The following is a 7,305-nucleotide window of genomic DNA, read 5'->3' as shown; positions in this document are numbered from 1 at the left end:
AGCTAAAAGTGTCAACACACCCTATTTATTTTAAAAATACTGTAAAAAATAACACAATGTTTTTAAAAGTATTTTATAAAAATCAATCATATCCTTTTGTGTAAAAAAAATACGCTCAAAATAAAAGTTCAAACAGTACTTTCTGATGAAAGGTATTGAATTGCTTGGTAATGTGACAGGAAAATTTGTCCTGTGAGTTCCTTAATCAGTTTTGAGTCTACTAAGCGATCCATAACAGGGCTTTTGACTTCGGATAGATGCAATTTGATATCCAAAATCAAGAGTTCTCTATTAAGTTCTTCTAACATTTCAAGTGCGCTAAGATCGATATTACTAATACTTGAGCAGTTAATCACAACATGCTTAACAGCCTTATTATGACTTAATTCAGTAATAATATAGCCTTTGAGTACATGCGCATTTAAAAAGCTTAGATTTTCATCTACACGAAAAGATGCAATGGTTGGAATGGTGACAACGTCATAACGAGAGACATTTCTAAAATGTTGCGTTCCTTCGATGAGACCAATGACTGCGATATGTGGGCGACTGATCCGCCACAACAATAAAATAAAAGTTAAGACGATCCCAATGATTAACCCAGTAGAAATATCAATACATGTTACACCTAAAAAGGTTGCAATCATGGCAAGTCCATCAGCTTTGGAATATTTCCATGTTTCATAAAAAGGAGTGAAGATAACTAATTTCCAAATGGAGACAAAGATCGTTGCAGCTAAAACAGTTAATGGTAAATTTTGAAATAGCCCTGTGAAATAAAGACTAACTGCAATCATAAATAAAGAAGATAAAACACCCGCCATGGGTGTTTTGGCTCCCGCATCTGCATTTACAACTGTACGGGATAAGCTTCCAGAAACGGCAAAACCTGAGTTAATACCTGCTGCAATATTTGCCAGCCCCAAAGCGATAAGTTCTTGATTACTATTTAAGTCATCACGTTTTTGCAAGGCTGTGGCTTGTGCGATTGCCAAAGACTCTACGAAACTAATCATAGCGATCATGAATGCACTTGGAAGTAATTTCTGTACTAACGCAAAATCCCACGTTGGAAAATGAAAGTTAGGTAATCCCGTTGGAATCACGCCAACTGTTTTTAAACCATGCTGATCAAGACTGGTCAGATAAACCATAACAATAGAGCTTATTACCAATAGAAGCGGTGTCGTTTTTGCGATAAAACTGTTTGGAACGACTTTAGGTAAGAGAATCAGCATTGAAATAGCCGCAAGGCTGAAGCTAATACTTAAAAAACTGAGTTGATGAATATTCTGTACTAGAGAGAAGATAAACTCTGGAATATTGTTGGCTTTTATAGGGATATCTAATAAAAACTTTAACTGTCCAAGCGCAATCAGTAATGCAGAAGCAATGATAAAGCTTTGAATCACAGGATGGCTAATCAGTTGAATGAGAAAGCCAAAACGGAAAATACCGAGAATAAAGGAAATAATTCCCACTAATATCGAGAGTAAACAAGCGGCTTCGATATAAGCCTCTGATGCCACAGGGAAGAGCGGATTCAGTGTCGCAAATACCATCATTGATATAATTGCGACAGGTCCGATTGAGAGAGTGGTGCTACTTCCTGTAAAAGCATAAATAATCATGGGAAGAATACTTGCATATATCCCCATGACAGGAGGTAAACCTGCCAGCATGGCATAAGCCATTCCTTGAGGGACGAGCATTGCAAGTACGATCAGTGCTGCAATTAGATCGGCTTTAAAACTATTGTATTGATAGTGCTTTAACCATTGTATGGCAGGAAATATATTTGATATTTTTATATTTAATTTTTTCATGCACGATGATCTAAATTATAAAATCCTGAATACATTATGCAGAAAAAAGTGATCCAATTTTAAAATTAGTATGCAATTTCCTAAACAATTAAATATTAGGGCAATAATTTTCATATAGTGTAGTCAAAACAACGCGTAGTTTTGGATCGCTAATAGAATAGAAAATCTGTTTACCTTCACGACGTGTTGCAACCACATTACTTTTACGAAGCATCATCAGTTGTTGTGATAGAGTCGGTTGGAAAATTTGCGTAAGTTCCTCTATTTGAGAAACATTTAATTCCTGTTTGGCTAAATGACACAAGATGATCAAACGATCTGTATTTGCTAGAGATTTAAGTACATTAACAATTGAGCCTGCTGACTCCCTCATTGCTTCAATCTCAAGACCCTTTTGCATGTTCACCTCCCAAAATTACGACCAAAGTGTAGTATAAAATGCTTGAAAAGAAAAAATGTAGTAAAACTGAATAATTGCAATGGTTTTTAATGAAAATATATATAAGTAAAAATGATAATTAATCTCAGTAGTGTTTAATATTTTACTTTTTCCCTATGAAGTGTGATTTGCTTCAGTTTTTTGACTAACTGTTTTAAGCCGTGATGTGTTTTTGAAGAATGCTGCAATGTAACTATATTGTTAAATTTTACTTATCAATAAAATTATGTGGTTAATTTAATTAATAAATATAAAAAAATTAAAAAAGTAGTTGTGATTTGATAAAAAGGGTATATAATTAAAAACAAGACAGAACGATCTGTCTGCATAAAAAGGATCGGGATGTGCAATTTGTACGACCGCCAGAGGGTAATAATTTTTATTATTCTTTCCAACTCAGACGCAAGCGTGAGCCACAATAATAACTATAAATCACGCTTTGTTTTTTTCTTGTAATCAGCATATAGATAAATTGATTTTTCAACAAGAAAAAAGCGTTGCTATTTAAGCTAACGCCTTCTCATAATTGATTAAATGTTCAACTCGTGTCCAGTACTGATCCATTTCAACTGAATGTCTATTCACATGAGCTTGTATCGTCATGCCATCCAAAATACTTACAATCAATGTTGCTAAGTGGGTCGGATTCTGAATACCAAGTTGTGTTAATAGTCTTTGAACAAGTGCTGTAAGCCAAATTTTATATTGAGTCGCAGGTTCAAGCGTAGAAGGATAGATTTTAATAACTTCTTCTAATGCTTTTTGAAACATACAACCATTGAAGTCTTCGCTAAGAAACCATGCGTTATACCATTCAAAAATGGCTTTTAATTGTCCTAATGGATCTTCAGGATCACATTCAGCTAAAGCGGCATTCAAAGAGGTTTGTAAATTAATATTGCGTTGTAGCAGACATTCTTCGATTAATTTTTCCTTAGATGGAAAATATTTATAGAAAGTCATTTTGGCAACGCCTGACTCACTGATAATTCGATCAACCCCAATCGAATTATAGCTATGCGAATTAAAAAGTTTTAATGCTGTGTTAATAATATCTTCTTTTTTTGACATACTTAGCCTCGAGTTTGCTCATCGTCAGCAGAGCATGGTTTTGCATCCTGTCATGCGATTTTGGCAGCGATTTTACATGGTATTTATAAAATATCCTAGGGAAAACTAACAATATTTATTGAATTGACTTTGAAATTTCCAGTCGTAGTTCTTTGATAAAATTAACAATATGAATAATTGGAAGTAATTAAAATAATGTAAAAACTGATTGTTCTAATAAAAACCATTTTATTTACATATTTTAGATGGCTTAGGCAGGTAGCTGCTATATTTATGGTGTTTATTGTGATTTTTGAGTGCTGATTTATAGTGTGCTCGTTATCTACATTAAAATAAATAACGAGCGTTGAAGACTAAAATTATTTTACTTCGCAGATTTATTAGAAAGTTCAGAAATTAAACGAGCAAAGTTTTGATAGAGCATAGATTGTTCCGTTGGCGTATAAACAGAACGTTTTATTGAGCCTTTATCCGTTGCAATCGCAAGTTCTACATTTTTAGCATTTCTAAGTTCTAGTAAAAAAGCACTTGGAAGGCTAAATGAATTAGAAGAGCGTTTTGGAATTAAACGGTTGATATACTTTTGCTCAGTTTTTCCAGCTGGAGTATAAGAAAAGGATTTACCATCAACAAAAAAAGTTAAACCATTGATGTCGTAATATTGATAAGTACTTGTTAATGCAACGTCGAGATGTAATTTATCTTTTTGCTGTTTGTCCCATTCAACAACGACATTTGGACATAACTCATTCGATTTACAGTTCAATGAACCCGCAGTAGCAAGGTGATCAATCGTCGTCGATGGTGTTGTTGTATTTTGCATATTTGCGCAACCCGCCATCATGATGCAAAGACTTAGCAAACAAATTACATTCTTCATATTTCACTTCTCAAGTTTATTTTCAATTTAACGCTTTAATGATGTAACTGTGGCCCAAGAAATTCAAATGGTTTTGATGCTTTAAATTGATCAGTCGCATCACCAGCAAATGTATTTTGCTGATCTTTTCCTAAATCAAGCTTACGCGTTACGCCATCTTTAAAGTTGATTTTCTTTAAATCTACCCAAAAAACATTTGGAGATACAGCAGATTCAAAGAAATATAATTGCTGTTTATGATCGGCAACTGTTCTCCAACGTGTAGAAGAGATATTGGGTTCTTCTTCAGTATTTAATCCAAAAGGAACTGATGCATTTCGAATCACACTGAATACGGAGGCGAGTGCCTCTTTAGAGTTATCGTTTTTAGGAATGGCGTTGATATAGAATGATGCTCGTGCGAAACGGTCTGAAGCTCTATTTGTGCCGGGTAGCATGACTGTGCCACCGATTTGTTTCCAATATGTATTTAGCGCAAGTTGTTGGTCAAATATAGGTGAATTCGTCATTACCTGATATTTTTTATCATGGTGAATCACTTGTTTCCCATTAATGTATTCAATAATTGCGCTGTCACCTGTTTTATCCGAAAGTGATAAATGTAATGTTGCTAAGCGTTGTTCACCAGGAACACTATCCGTGATGAGTGTAAAAGGTTCTTTTTCTAAAGCTGCTACAGCTTCAGCAACGGTTGCGTAATTATCAAGAACGTATTGGGCCCATGCAGAAATACTGAGTTGAGGTTTATTTGATTTTTTGGCGTCAGGATATTCAGATTCAACTAACCACAAAACATTGGCTACTAATCCAACCTCGTTCATCCCGTCTGTTGTAGAAATATCATATCCAGAGGCAATCACGCTGCCATATTTTGATTTCCATTTAAGTGATTTAGGACCAGCATTACTATCGCGATTAACGCCACTTGGCATAATCCACAAGTTTGTACCGACATCAACTTTCCAGTCCATCGATCGTGCTGTAATAATATGATTATCATTGCCTAGATAAACAGCGCGTGTACAAGCTTGGGCTGTTTGAAGAAAAAGAGAGGAAGCAATGAATGAACAAAATAATGCTTTTTTAAACACAAGCGTTCTCCGTTATTGTAAATAGAATGATGTGATGTAATTTATGTTTTAAGTTCTTGTAAATGAGTCTATAAAATTCGATATCTTATTCAATAATTAAAATGTAATCGTTGGAAAAATTGTACTTCTAATATCGTATGATCGAGTTAATGTAGTGCAGCAGCTTAACCTGAAATATCGATATTAGAAGTCTCAGTAAATTTTTTATTCTTCTGGTGGTAATAACATTACAACAGCAGTGTTGAGCAGCATGGCAATGTCTTCTAATACTGCATCGTCATTAAATGATTCGTCTAAAACAACATTTTCACCATCAGCGATACGTTTTAATTGAGCTGCAAACGGCTCCGAAATACAAACGTTTTCACCATTTGCCCAAAAATCTAAAGAACCATTTTGCATGCGATAAAGTAATCTTGATGCAGGTTCAAGTATTAATTCATAACCTGTACCGATGATTCCACTTAGATCACTTGCTTCAACTTCTTCTGGTTCAGGAATGTTGTTTGGATAACTTGATTCACTCATATATGCCACGATGGCAGCATCGAACTCAGGTGCTTTGGTTAGATAATCTAATAGCTGTGTTTTTAAATATGAAAATTCAACTTCATTGATTTCGCCAAGGTGTGCAGTTTGTTGACGTGCAATATCTGCAAGTGGATTTTTAAGCAAAGTGTTCTCTGCAAATTTATCACTCACTTGATCAATCATTTCAGATAGGTTTGGCATACGAAAGCCAAATGAGAACGTTAAACAATCATCTTCAGCAACACCATAGTGAGACAGTCCTGGTGGCACATAGAGCAAATCACCCGGTGCAAGAACCTCATCAAACTGAATATCCATTTCTGGCAATAGTTTTAAAGGTTGATCTGGGATAAATTGAGTCGATTCATCACACATCTGTCCAAGTTGCCAGCGGCGATGTCCATGACCCTGAACTAAGAATACGTCATAAAAGTCAAAATGCTTACCCACTGATCCGCCTTTAGGTGCATAAGACACCATAATGTCATCACGACGCCATTGAGGAATAAATGGAAATTTTTTCCAAAGTTCTGAAATGTCAAAGGAGTAATGATCGACTGCTTGTACAAGTAAAGTCCAAAGATTTGGTAGCTTTTGAAAATCACCTTTGGTGAGAGGTGATGATTTGACATGCCATTCATTTGGGTTCTTGTTTTTTTGACGAATCAAACGTGCAGTAACATCTTCTTCAAGTGCAAGTTCCTGAACATCTTCAGGTTCTAATAAGCCAATAATTTCAGGCATTGCATTGCGAACGAGTAATGGTTTTTTTTGCCAATATTCATTTAAAAATTGTTCTGCGGTAATGCCGCCTAAAACCGCTAAAGATTGAGACATGGGAAATAAACCAACAACATAAAAAATTAGGGGCTATTTTCTCTTGAGTTGCGAACAGGTGCAAGTCTTGCTTGATGTAAGCCTGCTGAGCAATTGTCCTTGAACTAATCGAATGTATTTAATCTTGATCAATTAAACATGTATTCATTTACAGCTCTTTCTAAAAAACAGTATGCTTAAGCTGCAATAAGGAGCATACATGTATCAAGTACTTGCAAGAAAATACAGACCACGTAATTTCAATGAGTTAGTGGGGCAAAACCATGTTTCTCGTGCTTTAACGAGTGCATTAGAACGTGGTCGTTTGCATCATGCTTACTTATTTACAGGAACGCGTGGTGTCGGTAAAACGACGATTGCTCGTATCTTAGCCAAGTGTTTGAACTGTGAGACTGGTGTAACTTCAACACCATGTGAAGTTTGTGCAACTTGTAAAGCCGTGAATGAAGGTCGTTTTATTGATCTGATCGAGATTGATGCGGCATCGCGTACCAAGGTAGAAGATACGCGTGAGTTACTTGATAATGTTCCATATGCTCCAACTCAAGGTCGCTTCAAAGTTTATTTGATCGATGAAGTGCACATGCTCTCAACGCATTCATTTAATGCATTATTGAAAACATTAGAAGA

7 protein-coding genes are annotated in these 7,305 nt (G+C 35.4%); 1 reads left to right on the top strand and 6 read right to left on the bottom strand.

All coding sequences use genetic code 11. The features are described from left to right. Nucleotides 1–128: 128 nt before the first annotated feature. The 6 genes from B4237_RS08285 to B4237_RS08260 form a co-directional block, all read right to left on the bottom strand. Nucleotides 129–1,826 carry a SulP family inorganic anion transporter gene (locus B4237_RS08285; RefSeq protein WP_278596724.1) on the bottom strand — a complete coding sequence of 566 codons (1,698 nt, stop codon included), beginning with the start codon at nt 1,824–1,826 and terminating at the stop codon, nt 129–131. A gap of 88 nt (nt 1,827–1,914) precedes the next feature. Further along, nucleotides 1,915–2,226 (bottom strand): ArsR/SmtB family transcription factor, encoded by a 312-nt coding sequence (locus tag B4237_RS08280; protein WP_004879228.1) that lies wholly within the window; start codon nt 2,224–2,226, stop codon nt 1,915–1,917. 543 nt (nt 2,227–2,769) lie between these two features. Beyond that, the gene (locus tag B4237_RS08275) at nt 2,770–3,336 is read right to left on the bottom strand and encodes a TetR/AcrR family transcriptional regulator (RefSeq protein ID WP_007482338.1); all 567 of its coding nucleotides are present in this window, start codon (nt 3,334–3,336) and stop codon (nt 2,770–2,772) included. A gap of 364 nt (nt 3,337–3,700) precedes the next feature. Continuing rightward, nucleotides 3,701–4,216, bottom strand: a complete 516-nt coding sequence (locus B4237_RS08270) for a hypothetical protein (protein WP_278596725.1) — start codon at nt 4,214–4,216, stop codon at nt 3,701–3,703. 35 nt (nt 4,217–4,251) lie between these two features. Then, complete coding sequence (locus tag B4237_RS08265) at nt 4,252–5,307, bottom strand: linear amide C-N hydrolase (RefSeq protein WP_061519584.1); 1,056 nt, start codon at nt 5,305–5,307, stop codon at nt 4,252–4,254. A 204-nt stretch (nt 5,308–5,511) separates the two neighbouring features. Beyond that, nucleotides 5,512–6,675, bottom strand: coding sequence for a cupin domain-containing protein (locus tag B4237_RS08260; RefSeq protein ID WP_278596726.1), 1,164 nt, complete (start codon nt 6,673–6,675; stop codon nt 5,512–5,514). A 199-nt stretch (nt 6,676–6,874) separates the two neighbouring features. Here B4237_RS08260 and B4237_RS08255 point away from each other — a divergent pair. Then, nucleotides 6,875–7,305, top strand: a 431-nt coding sequence (locus B4237_RS08255) for an AAA family ATPase (RefSeq protein ID WP_286942645.1), incomplete at its 3' end; no start/stop codon positions are given.

Origin of the sequence: Acinetobacter sp. UBA6526, from assembly GCF_002434875.1 — a bacterium.
GTDB lineage: Bacteria > Pseudomonadota > Gammaproteobacteria > Pseudomonadales > Moraxellaceae > Acinetobacter > Acinetobacter venetianus.
The sequence above is the reverse complement of the archived record's forward strand: the minus strand, read 5'-3'. Positions and strand labels throughout refer to the sequence as shown.